The following is a 19,465-nucleotide window of genomic DNA, read 5'->3' on the forward strand; positions in this document are numbered from 1 at the left end:
ATTGAATCAACTATGTGATTTCCATCTAATATTGCCTTTATTTTGCGATATGGTTCATTTTGCTTCATCTATGTGCGGATTTTTTCAGCGTGTTTTTTTACACTTCGGGAAATTAAAAGATGACTGAGGTTGCCATGGAACCCCTTCGCGATACCCGAAACCGCTTACTCAACGGCTGGCAGTTATCCAAACTCTATACTTTTGAAGTCGCGGCCAGACACCAGTCCTTTGCTCTGGCGGCAGATGAGCTGTCGTTAAGCCCAAGTGCGGTAAGCCATCGTATCAATCAACTGGAAGCCGAGTTGGGAATCCAGCTATTTGTCCGCTCTCACCGTAAAGTGGAGCTTACCCATGAAGGCAAACGGGTATTCTGGGCGCTGAAATCGTCGCTGGATACGTTGAATCAGGAAATCCTCGATATCAAAAATCAGGAACTGTCCGGCACGTTGACCGTGTATTCCCGTCCCTCTATCGCCCAGTGCTGGCTGGTGCCCGCGCTGGGGGACTTTACCCGTCGCTATCCGTCAATTTCTCTCACTATGCTGACCGGCAACGATAACGTTAACCTACAGCGTGCCGGCATTGACCTGGCTATCTATTTTGACGATGCGCCGTCGGCGCAGCTCACGCACCATTTTTTAATGGATGAGGCGATTTTGCCCGTTTGCAGCCCGGATTACGCCCGACGTTTCGCCTTGCAGGACAACCTGAATAACCTGCGGCACTGTACGCTCTTACACGACAGACAAGCGTGGAGTAACGATTCGGGCACCGATGAGTGGCACAGTTGGGCGCAGCATTTTGCAGTAAATTTGCCGGATTCATCCGGCATTGGCTTCGATCGTTCTGATTTAGCGGTGATTGCCGCGATGAACCACATTGGCGTGGCGATGGGGCGTAAACGGCTGGTGCAAAAGCGTCTCGACAGCGGCGAACTGATTGCGCCTTTTGGTGACATGAGGCTGAAATGTCATCAGCATTATTATGTCACCACTCTGCCTGGCAGGCAGTGGCCGAAAATCGAGGCATTTATTCGCTGGTTGCAGGAACAGGTGTGAAGATTTATTACGCTTTGCCGCTACACCTGCCGGGAGTGAATATGCTAAATACGTGCTATCACCGTGGTAAAAATTTTAGGGGGCGTCGTGTTTAAACCGCTTATTGCCTCTCTCATGCTGACCAGCGCGGTCGTCTATGCGAAACCGATGCCTTTGACGGCGGCGCGCTATGCGCAGCAGCTTGGCGTTGGGATGGATGTTGACTGGGCGCGAACGGAACGGGGTATTCGCGAGTTTGATCCGCTGGTCGTGCGGGATTTTAAGGCAAAAGGGTTAACGCATGTCCGTATCCGTGTGGCAGGCGCGCCGACGGAAGCGCGCCTCATCCATTTGCGTAAGCTGGTAGAAGCCTGCGAATACTATGGCGTCATACCCATTATTGCCTATCAGGCGGATGCGTATAAAACCGATCCCAGCGCCAGCCATGAAAAGGAGCTGATCAACTGGTGGAGCGTGGTCGCGCGCTATTTTGGTCAGACATCCCCGCTTCTGGGGTTCGATCTCATTTATGAGCCTGCCGACAAACTTAATCATAATATGGCGTCGCTGAATCGCGTATATGACAAAACCATCCGCCTGATTCACGCCATTGATCCACAGCGGATGATTTTCGTTGCCCCCCGCATGCGCGCCGCGCCGGAGGATTTGTCGGCGCTTAAACTGCCGGCGCAAAGCCAGAACTATGTACTGGCGGAGTGGCACATCTTCCCGTGGGGCCCCCTGAAAAGCGGCGGTAAATATCCGTGGACATCAGGCACGGCGGCGGAAAAAGCGGCGATTCGGGCACGGATCAACGCTGCGGTTCGCTGGCAGCATAAGACTGGCCATGCAAGCTGGGTGGGCGGATGGGCGCCGGGAGAGTCGATAAAAATGACGCCGGTCGCTTCACAGTTCGCGTTTGCCCGTTTTATGGCCTGCGAGCTGAAAAAAGCGCATATCCCGTATGCGATAAACGCGGACACACAGTTTTATGACGGCGAAGAAGGAGCGTGGCGTCCGGCGCAAGAGTCCCTGCTCAATGCGATGATCGCGCCGGAATGTGAAACGCCCGGCAAAAAGCCGGGCGAGGGGAACGTTAAACCGTCTGTCCCTGATGCGATATCCGTGACGCCAGCGGCAGCCAGCACGCCAGGATCAGCAACCCCATAAGGGTCATCAACAGTCCCAGGCTGCCCTGACCGGTTTGCGGCAGCATTGCCGAAAGCCACGCCAGTACGCCGGAACCAATATTTTGCAGCCCGCCGACCAGCGCGCCAGCGGTGCCTGCGAGGAACGGAAACGGCTCCATCGCGCCGCTGGTGGCCAGTGGAAATAACATCCCGGCGCCGAAGAAAAACAGCGCAGCGGGGATGAGTAGCGTCCAGACGTTCATCACGCCAAACCAGCCGGGAATCCACATCATAAGGCCTGCCAGCAGACAGCAAATAACTGACTGCCACATCAGGGTTGAGAAGCGTTTATTCGGGCGTCCGGCAAACCAGGCGCCGAAGAACGCCGCCGGAATCGGCAGAATAAACAGAATGCTTACCACCATACTGCTGAGACCTAATACTGCCCCCATCAGCACGCCGGAACAGGCTTCAAAGACCGCAATGCCAGCCAGCCCGCCGATTAGCATCAGCAGATAACAGTTAAATGCGCCGTTGCCAAACAGCGTTTTATAGCTGGCGATCAGCCGTGTGCGCGGCGCGCCGGCGGGGCGGGTTTCCGGCATCCAGCGCGCCATGCTGAAGGTGACGCCAGCGCAAAGCACCAGCAGGAAAGCGTAACAAGCGCGCCAGTTCCACAGGGTGTCCAGCAGACCGCCAATCAGCGGCGCTAACAGCGGGCTGACCAGAATCCCCATATTTAACAGGCTATTGGCGTGACGAAGTTGCGTTCCTTCATACAGATCGCGCGGGAGCGTTCTCGCCATTACTCCGCCAACGCCGGTTCCCATCCCTTGCATGGCGCTGGCGACAATCAACACCGTCAAACTATGCGTGGTCATGGCGATCAGAGTCGCTACCATAAAAATAGACATGCCGACGAGGATTACCGGTCGGCGCCCAACCCGGTCGGAAAGCGGGCCGTAAAACAGTTGCGAGACGCCGTAGGTCAGGAGGTAAGCAGCCATTACACTCTGGACGGCGCCTTCCCGGACGTTTAGCGCTTGTGCCATATCGGCGATGGCGGGAATATAAATGGTTTGCGCCATCTGCCCTACGGCCACCAGTAACACCAACATCAACAACAAATTGACGTTTCTCTGCCTTTTCATTTCGCTGATTACTTTTCAAAAAAAGAAAAAATAAGAATAACTTGCTGCGCATTCCCATAAATGCGAGAGGAATCTATCACACCAGAAAAAGAAGGCCAGACAGCGACCAGCAATGGCAGACGAAGGAACGGCAGGATATGTAAACAAAAGCGGCAACAAATGTTGCCGAGAATGTGTTACGTCTGCGGCTGTTATTGGGCGATCATGACAGACGGAGTAAAATCGCCCCGAGGGCAATCCCGCCTGCCGCCACCAGACGTAGCCCGGCCACTTTCTCTTTAAGCAGCAGCCAGGCTATCAGCGCGCCGAATAAAATCGACGTCTCACGCAGCGCGGCGACCACCGCCAGCGGCGCCTGGGTCATGGCCCATAGCGCCAGCCCATAAGATCCCATAGTGCCAATCCCGCCAAAAATGCCTTTTTTCCACTGTTGCGCCAGATAACGCGACGCTTCCCGCCGCCGCGCAATCATCGCCCAGGTTAACAGGCAGGCGCCGTTGAGAAAAAATGACCATAGCGTATAGCCCAGCGCCGTTTCGGAGAGTCTTACGCCGGTCCCGTCCACCAGCGTATATCCGGCAATAAAACAGGCGTTAGTTAATGCCAGCACGACACCACGTTGAGAACTGGCGCGGCCATTACAGGCCATCCCAAGTATCGCCATACAGATCACTGCGATGCCGACCCAGGCTAGCGACGACAGACTGTCGCCAAGAAACAGAACGCTAATGAGCGCCACCAGCAGCGGCGCGGTGCCGCGCATAAGAGGATAGGTCTGGCTCATGTCCGAGACCTGATAGGTTTTCGCGACCAGGACGGTATACACCACCTGGAGCGCGGTAGAGGCCGCTAAAAAAGGGATACTGGCGTGAGCTGGCTGCGGCGAGAAGGGCAAAAGGATCAATGCCATGACCGCCGCGGAACCGCTGACGCCGATCGCGGCGTAGAGCTTATCGTTTCCCGCTTTGACAATGGCGTTCCAGCTGGCATGTAGCAGCGCGGCGAACAGCAAAATGCAGAAAACGGAAAGGGTCATAGCGTCAGGCGTCGTTGAGGGTGTCATAAAAACGTAACATACCCGGGAAGCGAAAGACCAGCGGATAAGGTGAAAGGGGAGCGGTTGCCCGCTCCCCTTCGGTGCGGCTTGAATCTGAATTACTTAAGGTATTTCAGAACAGCATCAAGCAGTTGCAGTGCTGCAACAATGAGTTTCAGGATAAGAATGGTGATATCCACTACGCTCATACGCGTCTCCTGTGGTTAAGGAGCACTGCCAGCCGACGTACCTTTCCGCTGCCTGTTGCCAGCTGTTGCGCACGCGATCCCTTTTGCGAGGAATAGTGTGCGTGTTGACATAACACAGTGTGCTCACGAGGGGGTTAAGGCGCTGACGGCACCACCCGTTTCAGCCAGGACTTCGTTGCGCCGGTTTACGATGCGGCCCCCGCATAACACATTGTGTCAAAGACATTATAGTTAAGTACTGTATAAATTAACAGTAATTTATAGACAGAACGGAGCTTCTGATCCATACTCAAATTCATCAAAATTCGCGCCGAAATTGCGCGTTCTGCACAGAACGCGTATACTTCTGCTGTTGACATAACACAGTGTGCTTCGCGGCTACCACCCGCATTACGCTGTAAGAACCTCGCTTCGGCGAGGTTTTTTGTTTTCCGGCATTGTGAAACGCGTGATCATCAATCCCGGCGATTACCGGAGGGCGCTACGCTTATCACGCCTATACTCAAAGCGTGTAAATTCGTAGAAAAATGTGATCGCTGAAGCATTTTTGTGCAGATGAAAATTTTTCCGTTGTCATGCTGAAAGCGCTGTGCTTGTATAAAACGTGTTAATAACAAACAGACAAGGCCCCTAATGAACCCTTCCATGCTGAACGCGACCCTACTAACAACTGCGCCATCTCGCGCAGTGGTCGTCGTGCGTGTGGTGGTGGTCGTCGGCAATGCGCCGTAGGGTCCGGAACACACACGATTCCAAAACCCCACCGGCGCAAACCGGGCGGGGTTTTTTGTTTAAGACACCTTCCCGGAACGTCGGCTCAGAATAAAAGGAATGGAGCATGGCAAGTTCGGGCACAACATCTACACCTCAGCGCTTTACGGGCGCGGAATTTATTGTTCATTTTCTGGAGCGCCAGGGGATTCGTATCGTCACCGGCATTCCCGGCGGTTCGATCCTCCCCGTTTACGACGCGTTAAGCCAAAGTACGCAAATCCGTCATATTCTGGCGCGCCACGAACAAGGCGCGGGGTTTATTGCGCAGGGGATGGCGCGAACGGAGGGTAAACCTGCTGTTTGTATGGCCTGTAGCGGGCCGGGCGCGACCAATCTGGTCACGGCCATTGCCGATGCGCGCCTGGATTCCATTCCGTTAATCTGCATTACCGGGCAGGTTCCGGCATCCATGATCGGTACTGACGCGTTTCAGGAAGTGGATACCTACGGTATCTCTATCCCCATCACCAAGCACAACTATCTGGTCAGAAATATCAACGAGCTGCCTCAGGTGATGAGCGATGCTTTTCGTCTGGCGCAGTCGGGGCGTCCTGGCCCGGTGTGGATAGACGTTCCTAAAGATGTGCAGACGGCGACAATTGAGCTGGATGCGTTGCCGTCGCCGGCGGAAAAATCACCCCCGCCGGAGTTTAGCGCAGAGAGTATCCGCGAGGCCGCCGCAATGATTAACGCGGCGAAGCGTCCGGTGCTGTATCTGGGCGGCGGCGTGATCAATGCGCCGACACGCGTGCGCGAACTGGCGGAAAAAGCTCAACTGCCGACGACAATGACCTTAATGGCGCTGGGAATGCTGCCTAAGGCGCATCCGCTGTCGTTAGGAATGCTGGGGATGCACGGCGCGCGCAGTACCAATTTTATTCTGCAAGAGGCCGATTTACTGATTGTCCTGGGCGCGCGTTTTGATGACCGGGCGATTGGCAAAACGGAGCAGTTTTGTCCGAACGCCAAAATCATCCATGTGGATATCGATCGCGCCGAGTTAGGCAAAATTAAGCAGCCGCATGTGGCTATTCAGGCGGATGTCGATGATGTACTGGCACAGTTAATTCCCCATATCGAGGCACAGCCGCGGGAAGCATGGCATCAGTTGGTGGCGGACTTGCAGCAAGAATTCCCCTGCAGTATTCCCCAGGAAAATAACCCGCTTAGTCACTATGGGCTGATTAACGCAGTCGCCGCCTGTGTGGACGACAACGCGATTATTACCACTGACGTAGGTCAGCATCAGATGTGGACCGCGCAGGCTTATCCGCTCAACCGTCCGCGTCAGTGGCTGACTTCCGGCGGGCTGGGCACCATGGGGTTTGGTCTGCCCGCGGCGATTGGCGCGGCGCTGGCGAATCCGGGCAACAAGGTGCTGTGTTTTTCCGGCGATGGTAGTTTGATGATGAATATTCAGGAGATGGCTACCGCCAGTGAAAACCAGTTGGATGTGAAAATTATCCTGATGAATAACGACGCGCTGGGACTGGTACATCAGCAACAGAGTCTGTTCTATAAACAGGGTGTTTTTGCGGCAACCTATCCGGGAAGCATCAACTTTATGCAGATTGCCGCCGGGTTTGGTCTGGACACCTGTGATTTGAATAACGAAGCCGATCCGCAGGCGGCGTTGCAGGCTATCATTCGTCGTCCTGGACCGGCGTTGATCCATGTGCGCATTGATGCAGAAGAAAAAGTATATCCGATGGTGCCGCCGGGCGCGGCAAATACAGAGATGGTGGGGGAATAAGCCATGCAGAAACAATCACATGATAACGTTATTCTGGAGCTGACCGTTCGCAACCATCCTGGCGTGATGACCCACGTCTGCGGGCTGTTCGCCCGACGCGCTTTCAACGTTGAGGGTATTCTCTGTTTACCGATTCAGGGTAGCGATCAGAGCCGCATCTGGCTTCTGGTCAATGACGATCAGCGGCTTGAACAGATGATCAGTCAGATCGATAAACTGGAAGACGTGGCGAAGGTGGTACGAAACCAGTCCGATCCCACCATGTTCAATAAAATTGCCGTCTTTTTTGAGTAAGTTATTCACTTTCCGAATCAGGCGTGATGACTTTGACGGAACCATTTCGACAGTGAACGGCATAATCTGTCGGTAATGGGCGATCGCTAATCAGGACATCAAAGGCAGAAAGCGGACCAATGCTGGCAGGCGCGACCTCATCAAACAGGGCGTGACGCGCCAGCAAAATTTTGCGCAGACCGCGCTCCATCGCTTTACGTTTGGCGGCAAGATCATCCGGGTTAAACCAGCTCACGCCAAAATGTTCATGTACGCCGCTGGCGGAAATAAACACTTTGCGCGGATTGAGCGAATCCAGCGCCGAAGGATTATTGGCATCATAAAAGGCATCGCTCTTGGCCCGATAGGTGCCGCCGCACAGAATCGCCGTGGCATTAGGCTTTTCATTCAGCGCGATAAATACCCGATGCGAGTAGCAAATCCCGGTAAAGGTAATATCATCCGGTATCATGCTGATAACTAATGGCATTTCCGGACCGTTATCAAAAAAAACCAGATCGTTTTCACGCACCAGGCCGGCGGCCAGGATCGCAACGGGAAGGTCGTCCCGATGATGCGTCTTTTTCGCCGGCAGCGGCATATTGGTTGAAGACGTAGGCTTATTTACCATGACGATATAGCCGCCGAGCAGCGTCAGCGGTAAAGGGTCATCATCCTGGCTGAGATCGCGGCGAATGGTCATCACCGAAACTTCCAGCATCCGCGCGGCGTCTTTCAGATGGATTCGATCGGTCTTTTTCAGTAACTCCATCAAGCGTCGGATACGTTCTTTTTGCTTGGTCTCCATTCACCCTCTCCGCAAATCATGTTGTTATGTTCTATCAGTAACATTTATGTGTTTCTGAGAACATTACAGTGTGGCACTACTATACGTCTGGCCGTCAGGAAATAAAAGTGGATTTATTCGCGTTTTATAACAATAAATAGTTAATTTTCAGTAAATTGTAACCCTAAAAATGATTTGATGCGCGTATGTTCCGCCAGGGATTGTTCACGAAGTAAATGGCAAAATGATCCTCTAATCGCGATCATAGTCACAAATGATACGGAAGTAACATGATAATGTTATTTTAATATCATTGTCGTGTGACGATTTCTGAGAGGGAGTAAAATGGATATCGCGGTTATTGGCTCTAACATGGTGGACCTTATCACCTACACCAACCAGATGCCCAAAGAAGGGGAAACTCTGGAAGCGCCGGCGTTTAAAATCGGCTGCGGCGGAAAAGGGGCGAACCAGGCCGTGGCGGCCGCTAAGCTCAATTCAAAAGTATTGATGTTGACCAAAGTGGGCGACGATATTTTTGCCGACAACACCATTCGTAATCTCGAATCCTGGGGGATCAATACGACGTATGTAGAAAAAGTACCGTGTACCAGCAGCGGCGTAGCGCCGATTTTCGTCAACGCCAACTCCAGCAACAGCATCCTGATCATCAAAGGCGCTAACAAGTTTCTCTCGCCGGAAGATATCGATCGCGCAGCGGAAGATTTAAAAAAATGCCAGCTTATTGTTCTGCAACTGGAAGTTCAGCTGGAAACGGTTTATCACGCAATAGAATTTGGCAAGAAACACGGGATTGAAGTGTTATTAAACCCTGCGCCAGCATTACGGGAATTAGATATGTCTTATGCCTGTAAATGCGATTTCTTTGTACCCAATGAAACCGAGCTGGAAATATTAACCGGTATGCCAGTGGATACCTATGACCATATTCGCGCAGCGGCACGTTCGCTGGTGGATAAAGGGCTGAACAATATTATCGTCACCATGGGTGAGAAAGGCGCGCTGTGGATGACGCGTGACCAGGAAGTCCATGTTCCGGCGTTTCGAGTGAACGCTGTCGATACCAGCGGCGCGGGCGATGCCTTTATCGGCTGTTTCGCGCATTACTACGTCCAGAGCGGGGATGTGGAAGCCGCCATGAAAAAAGCCGTCCTCTTTGCCGCTTTCAGCGTCACCGGGAAAGGCACCCAATCCTCTTATCCAAGCATTGAGCAATTTAATGAGTATCTTTCGTTGAACGAATAACAATCACCCTGCACTGTTAAAGGTAGCACTATGAACGATAAAAACATCGTTCAGATGCCCGACGGGTATCTGAATAAGACACCTCTGTTCCAGTTTATTTTGTTATCCTGTTTATTCCCATTATGGGGATGCGCAGCCGCGTTAAATGATATTCTGATTACGCAATTTAAAAGTGTATTTTCGCTGAGCAACTTTGCTTCGGCATTAGTACAAAGCGCCTTTTATGGCGGTTATTTTTTAATTGCTATTCCGGCCTCGCTGGTCATTAAAAAAACCAGTTATAAAGTGGCGATACTTATCGGCCTGACGCTATACATTGTCGGCTGTACGCTCTTTTTTCCGGCGTCGCACATGGCGACCTACACCATGTTCCTCGCGGCGATTTTTGCCATTGCGATTGGCCTGAGTTTCCTGGAAACGGCGGCGAACACCTACAGTTCGATGATCGGGCCGAAAGCCTACGCCACGCTGCGGCTGAATATCAGCCAGACCTTTTATCCGATCGGCGCGGCGGCAGGCATTTTATTGGGTAAGTATCTGGTCTTTTCCGAAGGGGAAAGCCTGGAAAAACAGATGGCGGGCATGAATGCCGAGCAAGTCCACAACTTCAAGGTGCTGATGCTGGAAAACACTCTGGAACCCTATAAGTACATGATTATGGTCCTGGTAGTGGTGATGGTACTGTTCCTGCTGACGCGTTTCCCGACCTGTAAAGTCGCGCAAACCGCGAGTCATAAACGCCCCTCGGCGCTGGATACGTTACGCTATCTCGCCAGCAACGCCCGTTTCCGTCGCGGTATTGTGGCGCAGTTCCTGTATGTGGGAATGCAGGTGGCGGTCTGGTCGTTCACTATCCGTCTGGCGCTGGAGTTAGGCGATATCAATGAGCGCGATGCCTCAACCTTTATGGTCTACAGCTTCGCCTGCTTTTTTATCGGCAAGTTTATCGCCAACATTCTGATGACACGCTTTAACCCGGAAAAAGTCCTGATCCTTTACTCTGTGATCGGCGCGCTGTTCCTGGCCTACGTGGCGCTGGCGCCCAGCTTTAGCGCGGTATACGTGGCGGTGCTGGTCAGCGTTCTGTTTGGCCCCTGCTGGGCGACCATTTATGCCGGAACGCTCGATACCGTCGATAACGAGCATACCGAAATGGCGGGGGCGGTGATCGTGATGGCGATTGTCGGCGCGGCGGTGGTTCCCGCGATTCAGGGCTACGTGGCGGACATGTTCCACTCGTTACAGCTCTCATTCCTGGTTTCCATGCTGTGCTTTGTTTACGTTGGCGTTTACTTCTGGCGCGAAAGCAAAGTGCGCGGCAACCTGGCTGAAGTCGCCGCGTCCTGAGGAGATCAACCATGACAACACGTATTACATTATGGCGGGAGCTTTTTAGCGAGCAGCCGCGTATCTTGCTGGAAAATGATGATTTTACGGTTACGGCGTTTCGTTACGCCAGCGGCGTGGAAGGATTGAAAATACAAAACAGCCGCGGTCATCTGGTGATTCTGCCCTGGATGGGGCAGATGATTTGGGACGCGCAGTTTGACGGTCATGATCTGACTATGCGCAACATGTTCCGCCAGCCGAAGCCAGCTGCGGAAGTGGTGGCAACGTATGGTTGCTTTGCTTTCCATTCCGGACTATTGGCGAATGGCTGCCCGTCGCCGGAAGATATACATCCGCTGCACGGCGAGATGCCCTGCGCTGCCATGGACGACGCCTGGCTGGAGTTAGAGGGCGACAGTCTGCGCGTGACCGGGCGCTACGAGTATGTGATGGGGTTCGGTCATCATTATCAGGCGCAACCTACGGTGGTAATGCGTAAAGCAAGCGCGCTGTTTGATATTCAGATGACCGTGACTAACCTGGCTTCAGTCGCCATGCCGCTACAGTACATGTGCCACATGAACTATGCCTATGTGCCGAACGCCACGTTTCGCCAGAATATCCCGGATACCGCGCTGACGCTACGCGAGTCGGTGCCGGCGCATGTCAAACCCACGGCGCAGTGGCTGGCGTTTAATCAACGACTTTTGCAGGGTGAAGCCTCGCTGGCAACGCTCAACGAGCCTGGCTTTTACGACCCGGAAATCGTGTTCTTCGCCGATGAACTGGACAGGTACACGGATACCCCGGAATTCAGTATGATCGCCCCGGATGGCACCACGTTCGTGACACGTTTCGCCAGCGCGGAGCTAAATTACGTGACCCGCTGGATTCTTTATAACGGCGATCAGCAGGTAGCCGCCTTTGCCCTGCCCGCGACCTGTCGGCCTGAAGGTTTTCTCGCGGCGCAGCGAAATGGAACCTTGCTTCAACTGGAACCGCAGCAAACCCGGACGTTCACCGTCACGACAGGCATTGTCTGACCGCTCAAGGCTTGAACACCCAGGCACTTATCGTTAAGGTAAGTGCTTTTGCCGGATGGCGGCATTAATGCCTTATCCGGCCTACAACGGCACCTGCCCGTAGGCCTGATAAGCGCAGCGCCATCAGGCATGCCTTAGCGTCAGGATGAACCCATGATTACCGTTGCCCTTATCGACGACCACCTTATCGTCCGCTCCGGCTTTGCACAGCTACTGGGGCTGGAACCTGATTTGCAGGTGGTCGCCGAATTTGGTTCCGGGCGCGAAGCGTTGGCAGGCTTACCGGGGCGCGGCGTACAGGTGTGTATCTGCGATATCTCGATGCCGGATATTTCCGGACTGGAGCTGCTAAGCCAACTGCCAAAAGGGATGGCGACGATCATGCTCTCGGTTCACGATAGCCCGGCGCTGGTGGAACAGGCGTTGAACGCCGGCGCGCGCGGTTTCCTCTCTAAACGCTGTAGTCCGGATGAACTGATCGCCGCGGTGCATACGGTGGCGACGGGCGGCTGCTATTTGACCCCCGATATTGCCGTGAAACTGGCGGCGGGTCGGCAAGATCCGCTGACCAAACGCGAGCGTCAGGTGGCGGAAAAACTCGCCCAGGGTATGGCGGTAAAAGAGATTGCCGCCGAGCTGGGGCTGTCGCCAAAAACGGTGCATGTCCATCGCGCGAATCTGCTGGAAAAATTAGGCGTCAGCAATGACGTTGAACTGGCGCATCGCATGTTTGACGGTTGGTAATGAACACCTTTTTTTCCCGTTTAATCACCGTTGTTGCCTGTTTTTTTATTTTCTCCGCCGCGTGGTTCTGCCTGTGGAGCATCAGCCTGCATCTGGTAGAGCGCCCGGAGCTGGCGGCGCTGCTCTTTCCCTTCGGCCTGCGCCTGGGACTTATGCTGCAATGTCCGCGCGGATACTGGCCAGTATTGCTGGGCGCGGAGTGGCTGCTGGTGTACTGGTTAGCGCAGGAAGTTGCGCTGGCCCATCTGCCGCTTTTGATGATCGGTAGTGTGTTGACGCTACTGCCCGTGGCGCTGACTTCGCGTTACCGCCATCAGCGCGACTGGCGCACGTTATTGCTTCAGGGCGCGGCCCTCACCGCCGCGGCGCTACTGCAATCCCTGCCCTGGTTGGGGCAGGGGGAAGCGGCATGGAACGCGCTACTGCTGACCCTCACGGGTGGTCTGACGCTGGCCCCCATCTGCCTGGTTTTCTGGCACTATCTCACCAGCACTACCTGGCTGCCGCTGGGACCATCGCTGGTATCGCAGCCGGTAAACTGGCGCGGGCGGCATCTGATCTGGTATCTGCTGCTGTTTATCGTCAGTCTGTGGCTGCAACTGGGTTTACCTGCTGAACTTTCGCGCTTCACGCCGTTCTGCCTGGCATTGCCGATTATCGCGCTCGCCTGGCATTATGGCTGGCAGGGCGCGCTCATTGCCACGCTGATGAATGCTATCGCGCTGATCGCCAGCCAGACCTGGCACGATCATCCCGTCGATTTATTACTTTCGCTGTTGGTGCAAAGCCTGACCGGGCTACTGCTTGGCGCTGGCATTCAGCGTCTGCGCGAGCTGAACCAGTCGTTGCAAAAGGAGCTGGCGCGCAACCATCGGCTGGCGGAGCGTCTTCTGGAGACCGAAGAGAGCGTGCGGCGCGATGTTGCGCGTGAGCTGCACGATGACATCGGGCAGACCATCACCGCGATTCGAACCCAGGCGGGCATTGTGCAACGACTGGCGGCGGATAACGGCGGCGTGAAGCAGAGCGGGCAACTTATCGAGCAGCTTTCGCTGGGCGTGTATGACGCCGTGCGTCGCCTGCTGGGGCGCTTGCGCCCGCGCCAGCTAGACGACTTAACGCTGGCGCAGGCCATCCGTTCGCTGCTGCGCGAAATGGAGCTGGAAAGCCGCGGTATTGTCAGTCACCTCGACTGGCGAATTGACGAAACGGCGCTGAGTGAAAGTCAGCGCGTGACGCTGTTTCGCGTCTGTCAGGAAGGGCTGAATAACATCGTAAAACATGCCAATGCCAGCGCGGTGACGCTCCAGGGCTGGCAGCAGGATGAGCGGCTGATGTTGGTGATTGAGGATGACGGCAGCGGCCTGCCGCCGGGCTCTCAGCAGCAGGGCTTCGGCCTGACCGGAATGCGCGAACGCGTGTCGGCGCTCGGCGGGACGCTAACCATCTCTTGTACCCACGGTACGCGGGTGAGCGTCTCGTTGCCCCAGCGTTACGTTTAAGGAAGGATAATGCTTTCGTTTTTAAAAGCCCCGGCCAACGCGCCGCTCATCACCGATAAGCACGAGGTTGACGCCCGCTATCGCTACTGGCGGCGGCACATCCTGATCACCATTTGGTTGGGTTATGCGCTGTTCTATTTCACCCGTAAAAGCTTTAACGCCGCCGCGCCGGAAATCCTTGCCAGCGGCATTCTGACCCGCAGCGATATCGGCCTGCTGGCGACGCTGTTTTACATCACCTACGGGGTGTCGAAATTTGTTTCCGGCATCGTTAGCGATCGCTCCAACGCTCGCTATTTTATGGGCATCGGGCTGATTGCGACCGGCGTAGTGAATATTCTGTTCGGCTTCTCGACCTCGCTGTGGGCCTTTGCTCTGCTATGGGCGTTGAATGCCTTTTTCCAGGGGTTTGGATCGCCGGTTTGCGCCCGTTTGCTGACCGCCTGGTACTCGCGTACCGAACGCGGCGGCTGGTGGGCGTTATGGAACACCGCGCATAATGTCGGCGGGGCGCTGATCCCTCTCGTCATGGCCGCTGTCGCCCTGCATTATGGCTGGCGCGTCGGAATGATGGTGGCCGGATTGCTTGCCATCGGGGTGGGCATGGTCCTCTGCTGGCGGCTGCGCGACCGTCCGCAGGCGATTGGTTTACCGCCGGTAGGCGACTGGCGGCACGATGCGCTGGAGGTAGCCCAACAGCAAGAGGGCGCGGGGCTAAGCCGCAAAGAAATCCTCGCTAAATATGTGCTGTTGAATCCCTATATCTGGCTGCTTTCGCTGTGTTACGTCTTAGTGTACGTGGTGCGCGCGGCGATCAATGACTGGGGCAACCTGTATATGTCCGAGACGCTGGGCGTAGATTTGGTCACGGCCAACACGGCAGTATCGATGTTTGAGCTGGGGGGATTTATCGGCGCGCTGGTGGCGGGCTGGGGCTCGGACAAACTCTTCAACGGCAACCGCGGACCGATGAATTTAATCTTCGCCGCCGGGATTCTGCTCTCTGTGGGTTCGCTGTGGCTGATGCCGTTCGCCAGTTACGTGATGCAGGCGGCCTGTTTCTTCACCACCGGTTTCTTTGTTTTCGGCCCGCAGATGCTCATTGGCATGGCGGCGGCGGAGTGCTCGCATAAAGAGGCGGCGGGCGCGGCCACCGGCTTTGTCGGCCTGTTCGCCTATCTCGGCGCGTCGCTTTCCGGCTGGCCGTTAGCGAAAGTGCTGGAGATCTGGCACTGGACCGGTTTTTTTGCGGTCATCGCCATCGCGGCGGGGATCTCCGCGCTATTGCTGCTGCCATTTCTGAACGCCCAGGCCCCACGCGAGACCAGCGAAGCGTGACGCACCTCACCTTTTTGCGCTGAATGGGGCAAAACTAAGAAATTTTCCCGGTTTTGCCTGGACGCTGTCGCAGGCCACTTTTCCTGTGGATTTTTACAATGCCTGCCATTCGCAGGTATAAAAATTAGCTCAGGAGTAATCCATGCTGGCCTTCTTAAACCAGGTGCGCAAGCCGACCCTGGATCTGCCGCTCGATGTGCGGCGTAAAATGTGGTTCAAGCCGTTCATGCAGTCCTATCTGGTGGTTTTTATCGGCTACCTGACCATGTACCTGATCCGCAAAAACTTTAACATCGCGCAGAACGACATGATCTCTACCTACGGGTTGAGCATGACCGAGCTGGGGATGATTGGCCTGGGCTTTTCGATCACCTACGGCGTGGGGAAAACGCTGGTTTCCTACTACGCTGACGGTAAAAATACCAAGCAGTTTCTACCGTTTATGTTGATCCTCTCCGCTATCTGTATGCTCGGCTTCAGCGCCAGTATGGGCGCGGGGTCAACCAGTCTGTTTCTGATGATCGCTTTCTATGCCCTGAGCGGTTTCTTCCAGAGTACCGGCGGATCGTGCAGCTACTCGACCATCACCAAATGGACTCCGCGTCGTAAACGCGGCACCTTTCTCGGCTTCTGGAATATCTCCCACAACCTCGGCGGCGCGGGCGCGGCAGGCGTGGCGCTGTTCGGCGCCAACTACCTGTTCGACGGTCACGTCATCGGCATGTTTATCTTCCCGTCGATTATCGCGCTGATTGTTGGCTTTATCGGTCTGCGTTTTGGCAGCGACTCCCCGGAGTCTTACGGTCTGGGTAAAGCTGAAGAACTGTTCGGCGAAGAGATCAGCGAAGAGGATAAAGAGACTGAAGAAAACGAAATGACCAAGTGGCAGATCTTTGTTGAATATGTATTGAAAAACAAAGTGATCTGGCTGCTGTGCTTCTCCAATATCTTCCTGTATGTGGTGCGTATTGGTATCGACCAGTGGTCAACCGTCTACGCCTTCCAGGAACTGAAACTTTCTAAAGAGGTGGCGATTCAGGGCTTTACCCTGTTCGAAGTGGGCGCGCTGGTCGGCACGTTGCTGTGGGGCTGGCTCTCTGACCTGGCGAACGGTCGTCGTGCGCTGGTAGCCTGTGTGGCGCTGGCGTTAATCATCGCCACCCTCGGCGTCTACCAGCACGCCAGCAACCAGTATGTCTATCTGGCCTCGCTGTTCGCGCTCGGTTTCCTGGTGTTTGGGCCGCAGCTGTTAATTGGCGTGGCGGCAGTCGGTTTCGTACCGAAAAAAGCTATCGGCGCTGCGGACGGTATCAAGGGAACCTTCGCTTATCTTATCGGCGATAGCTTTGCCAAGCTGGGTCTGGGCATGATTGCCGACGGCACCCCCGTTTTTGGTCTGACCGGCTGGGCGGGCACCTTCGCCGCGCTGGACGCCGCCGCGATCGGCTGTATCTGCCTGATGGCGATGGTCGCCGTGATGGAAGAGCGCAAAATCCGCCGTGAGAAAAAAATTCAGCAAGTCAATATCGCTTAAATGTGTGCATTTGGTAACGTTTTGCCCGGCTTAACGCCGGGCTTTTTTATGCCTTGCGTTCGTCAGACAGGATATCCGGCGTCTTGCGTAAATGAAGACAGGCGTTAATAAATCACATCCTGACAGGCCAGAACGTCGACAGTTATAAATTTACCGTTATGATGGGCATCCTGTTTGGTGACGGATGTGCGCATGATTTGGTTGATTCTGGCCACGTTTGTGGTGGTGTTTATTGTGGGTTTTCGGGTGCTGACATCGGATACCCGCCGGGCGATTCGCCGCCTGAGCGAACGTCTGAATATTGATGTAGTGCCGATAGAATCGATGATTGATCAGATGGGTAAAACGGCGGGCGGTGAGTTTTTACAGTATCTGCATCGCCCTGATGAGTCGCATTTGCAAAATGCCGCTCAGGTGTTACTGATCTGGCAAATGGTGATTGTCGATGGCGGCGATCAGAATTTGCAGCGGTGGCATCGGTTGCTGCAAAAAGCGCGTTTAGCCGCGCCGATCACCGATACACAGGTACGGCTGGCGCTGGGTTTTTTGCGCGAAATGGAACCCGATATGCAGGAGATCAACGCGTTTCAACTGCGCTATAACGCCTTTTTTCAGCCGGAAGAGGGTGTCCACTGGCTGCATTGATACTCTTCACTATCTCGTTAACAAAAGACGAGATGAATGAGGCTGGCAGGGGCGGCGAGCCACGATTAACGGCCAGATGGCGCGATTCATCGTTAGCTAAATAAAGCGTAGCCGCCAGCGTATTTGCTAAGGGTGAACCACAGAAGTAACGCACCGAATAACCGCTAACGACGCCAAAACATCAGAGACTTATAGCTCATCATTTCCGTGACATATATCACGGAAATGTGATCTCGTTTTGAACACTAAAACTGTGACTCCTTGCCATACCTCCTGTCTCAAAATTTCTTATCATAAACTCGAAGTTGTACATGATTGTCTATAGACAACTCTAAATGTTTAGGCGCGCCCCATGAAAACATTGAGTAAAAGTTCACACATCCCACTGTATCAACAGGTTGTGGAGTGGATAAGGGAAAGTATTTATAGCGGAGAATTAGTTGAGGATGACCGGATACCTTCAGAGTTTCAAATCATGGATATGCTGGAGGTGAGTCGCGGTACCGTTAAAAAAGCGGTTGACCAACTTGTCCGGGAAGGTGTTCTTGTGCAAGTGCAGGGTAAAGGAACTTTCGTAAAGAAGGAAAATGTTGCTTACCCACTGGGTGAAGGTTTGCTCTCCTTTGCTGAAGCCTTAGCCAGCCAGAAGATAAACTTCACAACCAGCGTCATAACCTCCCGACTGGAACCCGCTAACCGCTTTGTAGCAGAAAAACTGAGTATCAAACCGGGACAAGATGTTTTATTTCTTAAACGCCTTCGTTGTATTGGCGATGAAAAAGTCATGTTGATTGAAAATCGTATCAACATTGATCTCTGCCCCGGTATTATTGATGTAGATTTTACCAGGGAGAATTTATTTTCAGCAATAGAAAGATTATCCGATAAGAAAATAAGTTTTTCTGAAAGCCGTTACGCAGCCAAATTAATTGGTAATGAGCGAGGCCATTATCTTGATATTGGTGAAGACGCACCTGTTTTGCATTTGGAACAGTTGGTATTTTTCTCTAGAGGATTGGCCATTGATTTTGGTAACGTCTGGTTAAAAGGTAATAAATATTATCTTGGCACTATTTTACAGCGCCTGGATGCCTAACTAGCAAAGAGGAATCTATGCAGGATATTCATTTTCGCCGTTATTATGTTCGCCACCTCCCTAAAGAGGTGAGTCAGAATGACATAATCAAGGCTCTTGCCAGTCCGTTAATTAACGATGGTATGGTTGTATCTGATTTTGCCGATCACGTCATTACGCGAGAACAGAATTTTCCAACGGGTCTACCGGTTGAGCCTGTAGGTGTCGCTATTCCACATACTGATCACAGGTATGTTCGCCAAAACGCCATTAGCGTTGGAATACTGGCAGAACCCGTCAATTTCGAAGATATGGGCGGGGAACCAGATCCCGTACCTGTCAGGGTGGTGTTTATGCTTGCTTTAGGTGAAAGCAATAAGCAGCTCAACGTACTGGGTTGGATTATGGATGTGATCCAGGATGAGGATTTTATGCAGCAGTTACTGGTCATGAATGATGATGAAATTTATCAGTCAATTTACACACGCATATCTGAAAGAGGTGAAGTATGAGTAAAATGATACTATTTGTTTGCGCAACGGGTGTTGCTACTTCCACGGCTGTGGCAGAAAAAGTAATGGAATATTGTAAAGACAATGGGCTTGATGTTAATTATTCCCAAACTAATGTAGCCTCATTGCCAAACAATACCGATGGTGCAGCTTTGGTTGTATCAACAACGAAAGTTCCTTATGAACTGGATATTCCGGTTGTTAGTGGCCTGCCAATCATTACCGGAGTAGGTGAAGATAAAGTTCTTGAAAAAATAGTTTCAATCCTTAAAGGCCAAGCCTGATTTCATAAATAAAAAAACAGATAAATTATCCAGGCGCTAACGC

20 protein-coding genes and 2 pseudogenes are annotated in these 19,465 nt (G+C 53.5%); 16 read left to right on the forward strand and 6 right to left on the reverse strand.

The window, feature by feature from the left end; translation table 11 throughout:
* Nucleotides 1-134 precede the first annotated feature (134 nt).
* Both dsdC and LDB27_RS00190 read left to right on the forward strand, forming a co-directional pair.
* A complete protein-coding gene (gene dsdC / locus LDB27_RS00185) occupies nucleotides 135-1,058 on the forward strand; it encodes a DNA-binding transcriptional regulator DsdC (RefSeq protein WP_001541637.1) in 924 nt (307 codons plus the stop codon).
* Nucleotides 1,059-1,121: 63 nt separating this feature from the next.
* Entirely contained in the window at nucleotides 1,122-2,207 is a 1,086-nt protein-coding gene (locus LDB27_RS00190) for a cellulase family glycosylhydrolase (RefSeq protein WP_000238928.1), read from the forward strand.
* On the opposite strand, the gene emrD is transcribed toward LDB27_RS00190, so the two are convergent.
* The 4 genes and pseudogenes from emrD to LDB27_RS00210 all read right to left on the reverse strand — a co-directional run bounded on the left by emrD (nucleotide 2,134) and on the right by LDB27_RS00210 (nucleotide 4,674).
* Complete coding sequence (emrD, locus tag LDB27_RS00195; protein WP_000828745.1) at nucleotides 2,134-3,318, reverse strand: multidrug efflux MFS transporter EmrD; 1,185 nt, start codon at nucleotides 3,316-3,318, stop codon at nucleotides 2,134-2,136. The genes LDB27_RS00190 and emrD overlap by 74 nt on opposite strands.
* 202 nt (nucleotides 3,319-3,520) lie before the next feature.
* The gene (locus tag LDB27_RS00200; protein WP_001526328.1) at nucleotides 3,521-4,381 is read right to left on the reverse strand and encodes a DMT family transporter; all 861 of its coding nucleotides are present in this window, start codon (nucleotides 4,379-4,381) and stop codon (nucleotides 3,521-3,523) included.
* A 92-nt stretch (nucleotides 4,382-4,473) separates the two neighbouring features.
* Nucleotides 4,474-4,563, reverse strand: a complete 90-nt coding sequence (gene tisB, locus LDB27_RS00205; RefSeq protein WP_000117642.1) for a type I toxin-antitoxin system toxin TisB — start codon at nucleotides 4,561-4,563, stop codon at nucleotides 4,474-4,476.
* Nucleotides 4,560-4,674, reverse strand: a pseudogene (locus LDB27_RS00210) (hypothetical protein). Before LDB27_RS00210 ends, tisB begins: the two are co-directional and overlap by 4 nt.
* Before the next feature lie 522 nt (nucleotides 4,675-5,196).
* On the opposite strand from LDB27_RS00210, the gene ivbL reads away from it, so the two are divergent.
* From ivbL to ilvN, 3 genes are all read left to right on the forward strand, one after another.
* Nucleotides 5,197-5,295: an ilvB operon leader peptide IvbL gene (gene ivbL / locus LDB27_RS00215; RefSeq protein ID WP_001541152.1), complete on the forward strand. Its 99-nt coding sequence runs from the start codon at nucleotides 5,197-5,199 to the stop codon at nucleotides 5,293-5,295.
* Between the two features lie 106 nt (nucleotides 5,296-5,401).
* A complete protein-coding gene (ilvB, locus tag LDB27_RS00220; RefSeq protein WP_000168439.1) occupies nucleotides 5,402-7,090 on the forward strand; it encodes an acetolactate synthase large subunit in 1,689 nt (562 codons plus the stop codon).
* 3 nt (nucleotides 7,091-7,093) lie between these two features.
* The gene (gene ilvN, locus LDB27_RS00225) at nucleotides 7,094-7,384 is read left to right on the forward strand and encodes an acetolactate synthase small subunit (protein ID WP_001171826.1); all 291 of its coding nucleotides are present in this window, start codon (nucleotides 7,094-7,096) and stop codon (nucleotides 7,382-7,384) included.
* 1 nt (nucleotide 7,385) lies between these two features.
* Here ilvN and LDB27_RS00230 read toward each other — a convergent pair whose 3' ends face one another.
* A complete protein-coding gene (locus tag LDB27_RS00230) occupies nucleotides 7,386-8,171 on the reverse strand; it encodes a DeoR family transcriptional regulator (RefSeq protein ID WP_000448642.1) in 786 nt (261 codons plus the stop codon).
* Nucleotides 8,172-8,495: 324 nt separating this feature from the next.
* On the opposite strand from LDB27_RS00230, the gene rbsK reads away from it, so the two are divergent.
* From rbsK to LDB27_RS00245, 3 genes are read left to right on the forward strand one after another with little or no spacing between them, the layout of a single operon-like run.
* Nucleotides 8,496-9,416 carry a ribokinase gene (gene rbsK / locus LDB27_RS00235; RefSeq protein ID WP_000350272.1) on the forward strand — a complete coding sequence of 307 codons (921 nt, stop codon included), beginning with the start codon at nucleotides 8,496-8,498 and terminating at the stop codon, nucleotides 9,414-9,416.
* A gap of 30 nt (nucleotides 9,417-9,446) precedes the next feature.
* Nucleotides 9,447-10,763, forward strand: coding sequence for an L-fucose:H+ symporter permease (gene fucP, locus LDB27_RS00240; protein ID WP_000998359.1), 1,317 nt, complete (start codon nucleotides 9,447-9,449; stop codon nucleotides 10,761-10,763).
* An 11-nt stretch (nucleotides 10,764-10,774) separates the two neighbouring features.
* Nucleotides 10,775-11,788 (forward strand): aldose 1-epimerase family protein, encoded by a 1,014-nt coding sequence (locus LDB27_RS00245; RefSeq protein WP_000213199.1) that lies wholly within the window; start codon nucleotides 10,775-10,777, stop codon nucleotides 11,786-11,788.
* Here LDB27_RS00245 and LDB27_RS23900 read toward each other — a convergent pair.
* A pseudogene (locus LDB27_RS23900) lies at nucleotides 11,734-11,919 on the reverse strand (hypothetical protein); the annotation flags it as partial. The gene LDB27_RS00245 and the pseudogene LDB27_RS23900 sit on opposite strands and share 55 nt — an antisense overlap.
* A 22-nt stretch (nucleotides 11,920-11,941) precedes the next feature.
* On the opposite strand from LDB27_RS23900, the gene uhpA reads away from it, so the two are divergent.
* The 8 genes from uhpA to LDB27_RS00285 all read left to right on the forward strand — a co-directional run bounded on the left by uhpA (nucleotide 11,942) and on the right by LDB27_RS00285 (nucleotide 19,422).
* Entirely contained in the window at nucleotides 11,942-12,532 is a 591-nt protein-coding gene (uhpA, locus tag LDB27_RS00250; protein ID WP_000633672.1) for a transcriptional regulator UhpA, read from the forward strand.
* Nucleotides 12,532-14,034 (forward strand): signal transduction histidine-protein kinase/phosphatase UhpB, encoded by a 1,503-nt coding sequence (gene uhpB, locus LDB27_RS00255; protein ID WP_001091263.1) that lies wholly within the window; start codon nucleotides 12,532-12,534, stop codon nucleotides 14,032-14,034. Before uhpA ends, uhpB begins: the two co-directional genes overlap by 1 nt.
* 9 nt (nucleotides 14,035-14,043) lie before the next feature.
* Nucleotides 14,044-15,372 carry an MFS transporter gene (locus tag LDB27_RS00260; protein WP_000948174.1) on the forward strand — a complete coding sequence of 443 codons (1,329 nt, stop codon included), beginning with the start codon at nucleotides 14,044-14,046 and terminating at the stop codon, nucleotides 15,370-15,372.
* A gap of 142 nt (nucleotides 15,373-15,514) precedes the next feature.
* On the forward strand, nucleotides 15,515-16,906 hold the full coding sequence (gene uhpT / locus LDB27_RS00265; protein ID WP_000879181.1) for a hexose-6-phosphate:phosphate antiporter: 1,392 nt from the start codon (nucleotides 15,515-15,517) through the stop codon (nucleotides 16,904-16,906).
* 192 nt (nucleotides 16,907-17,098) lie between these two features.
* Nucleotides 17,099-17,551, forward strand: coding sequence for a DUF1198 domain-containing protein (locus LDB27_RS00270; protein ID WP_001519640.1), 453 nt, complete (start codon nucleotides 17,099-17,101; stop codon nucleotides 17,549-17,551).
* A gap of 352 nt (nucleotides 17,552-17,903) precedes the next feature.
* Entirely contained in the window at nucleotides 17,904-18,647 is a 744-nt protein-coding gene (locus LDB27_RS00275; RefSeq protein ID WP_000854956.1) for a GntR family transcriptional regulator, read from the forward strand.
* 17 nt (nucleotides 18,648-18,664) lie between these two features.
* Entirely contained in the window at nucleotides 18,665-19,138 is a 474-nt protein-coding gene (locus LDB27_RS00280) for a PTS sugar transporter subunit IIA (RefSeq protein WP_001152238.1), read from the forward strand.
* Nucleotides 19,135-19,422 carry a PTS sugar transporter subunit IIB gene (locus LDB27_RS00285; protein ID WP_000041396.1) on the forward strand — a complete coding sequence of 96 codons (288 nt, stop codon included), beginning with the start codon at nucleotides 19,135-19,137 and terminating at the stop codon, nucleotides 19,420-19,422. The genes LDB27_RS00280 and LDB27_RS00285 overlap by 4 nt, the downstream gene beginning before the upstream one ends.
* The last annotated feature ends 43 nt before the right edge of the window (nucleotides 19,423-19,465 follow it).

The sequence above is a fragment of the Salmonella sp. JXY0409-18 genome (assembly GCF_020268625.1).
GTDB classification, from domain to species: domain Bacteria; phylum Pseudomonadota; class Gammaproteobacteria; order Enterobacterales; family Enterobacteriaceae; genus Salmonella; species Salmonella enterica.

Bases quoted from the DNA above. Each gene is read 5' to 3' on its own strand.
- dsdC (WP_001541637.1), top strand. From the start codon at position 135: ATGGAACCCCTTCGCGATACCCGAAACCGCTTACTCAACGGCTGGCAG.
- ilvB (WP_000168439.1), top strand. From the start codon at position 5,402: ATGGCAAGTTCGGGCACAACATCTACACCTCAGCGCTTTACGGGCGCG.
- tisB (WP_000117642.1), bottom strand. From the start codon at position 4,563: ATGAGCGTAGTGGATATCACCATTCTTATCCTGAAACTCATTGTTGCA.
- LDB27_RS00230 (WP_000448642.1), bottom strand. From the start codon at position 8,171: ATGGAGACCAAGCAAAAAGAACGTATCCGACGCTTGATGGAGTTACTG.
- LDB27_RS00245 (WP_000213199.1), top strand. From the start codon at position 10,775: ATGACAACACGTATTACATTATGGCGGGAGCTTTTTAGCGAGCAGCCG.
- uhpT (WP_000879181.1), top strand. From the start codon at position 15,515: ATGCTGGCCTTCTTAAACCAGGTGCGCAAGCCGACCCTGGATCTGCCG.
- LDB27_RS00270 (WP_001519640.1), top strand. From the start codon at position 17,099: ATGATTTGGTTGATTCTGGCCACGTTTGTGGTGGTGTTTATTGTGGGT.
- LDB27_RS00285 (WP_000041396.1), top strand. From the start codon at position 19,135: ATGAGTAAAATGATACTATTTGTTTGCGCAACGGGTGTTGCTACTTCC.
- LDB27_RS00280 (WP_001152238.1), top strand. From the start codon at position 18,665: ATGCAGGATATTCATTTTCGCCGTTATTATGTTCGCCACCTCCCTAAA.
- rbsK (WP_000350272.1), top strand. From the start codon at position 8,496: ATGGATATCGCGGTTATTGGCTCTAACATGGTGGACCTTATCACCTAC.
- fucP (WP_000998359.1), top strand. From the start codon at position 9,447: ATGAACGATAAAAACATCGTTCAGATGCCCGACGGGTATCTGAATAAG.
- uhpA (WP_000633672.1), top strand. From the start codon at position 11,942: ATGATTACCGTTGCCCTTATCGACGACCACCTTATCGTCCGCTCCGGC.
- LDB27_RS00260 (WP_000948174.1), top strand. From the start codon at position 14,044: ATGCTTTCGTTTTTAAAAGCCCCGGCCAACGCGCCGCTCATCACCGAT.
- uhpB (WP_001091263.1), top strand. From the start codon at position 12,532: ATGAACACCTTTTTTTCCCGTTTAATCACCGTTGTTGCCTGTTTTTTT.
- emrD (WP_000828745.1), bottom strand. From the start codon at position 3,318: ATGAAAAGGCAGAGAAACGTCAATTTGTTGTTGATGTTGGTGTTACTG.
- ivbL (WP_001541152.1), top strand. From the start codon at position 5,197: ATGAACCCTTCCATGCTGAACGCGACCCTACTAACAACTGCGCCATCT.
- ilvN (WP_001171826.1), top strand. From the start codon at position 7,094: ATGCAGAAACAATCACATGATAACGTTATTCTGGAGCTGACCGTTCGC.
- LDB27_RS00275 (WP_000854956.1), top strand. From the start codon at position 17,904: ATGAAAACATTGAGTAAAAGTTCACACATCCCACTGTATCAACAGGTT.
- LDB27_RS00200 (WP_001526328.1), bottom strand. From the start codon at position 4,381: ATGACACCCTCAACGACGCCTGACGCTATGACCCTTTCCGTTTTCTGC.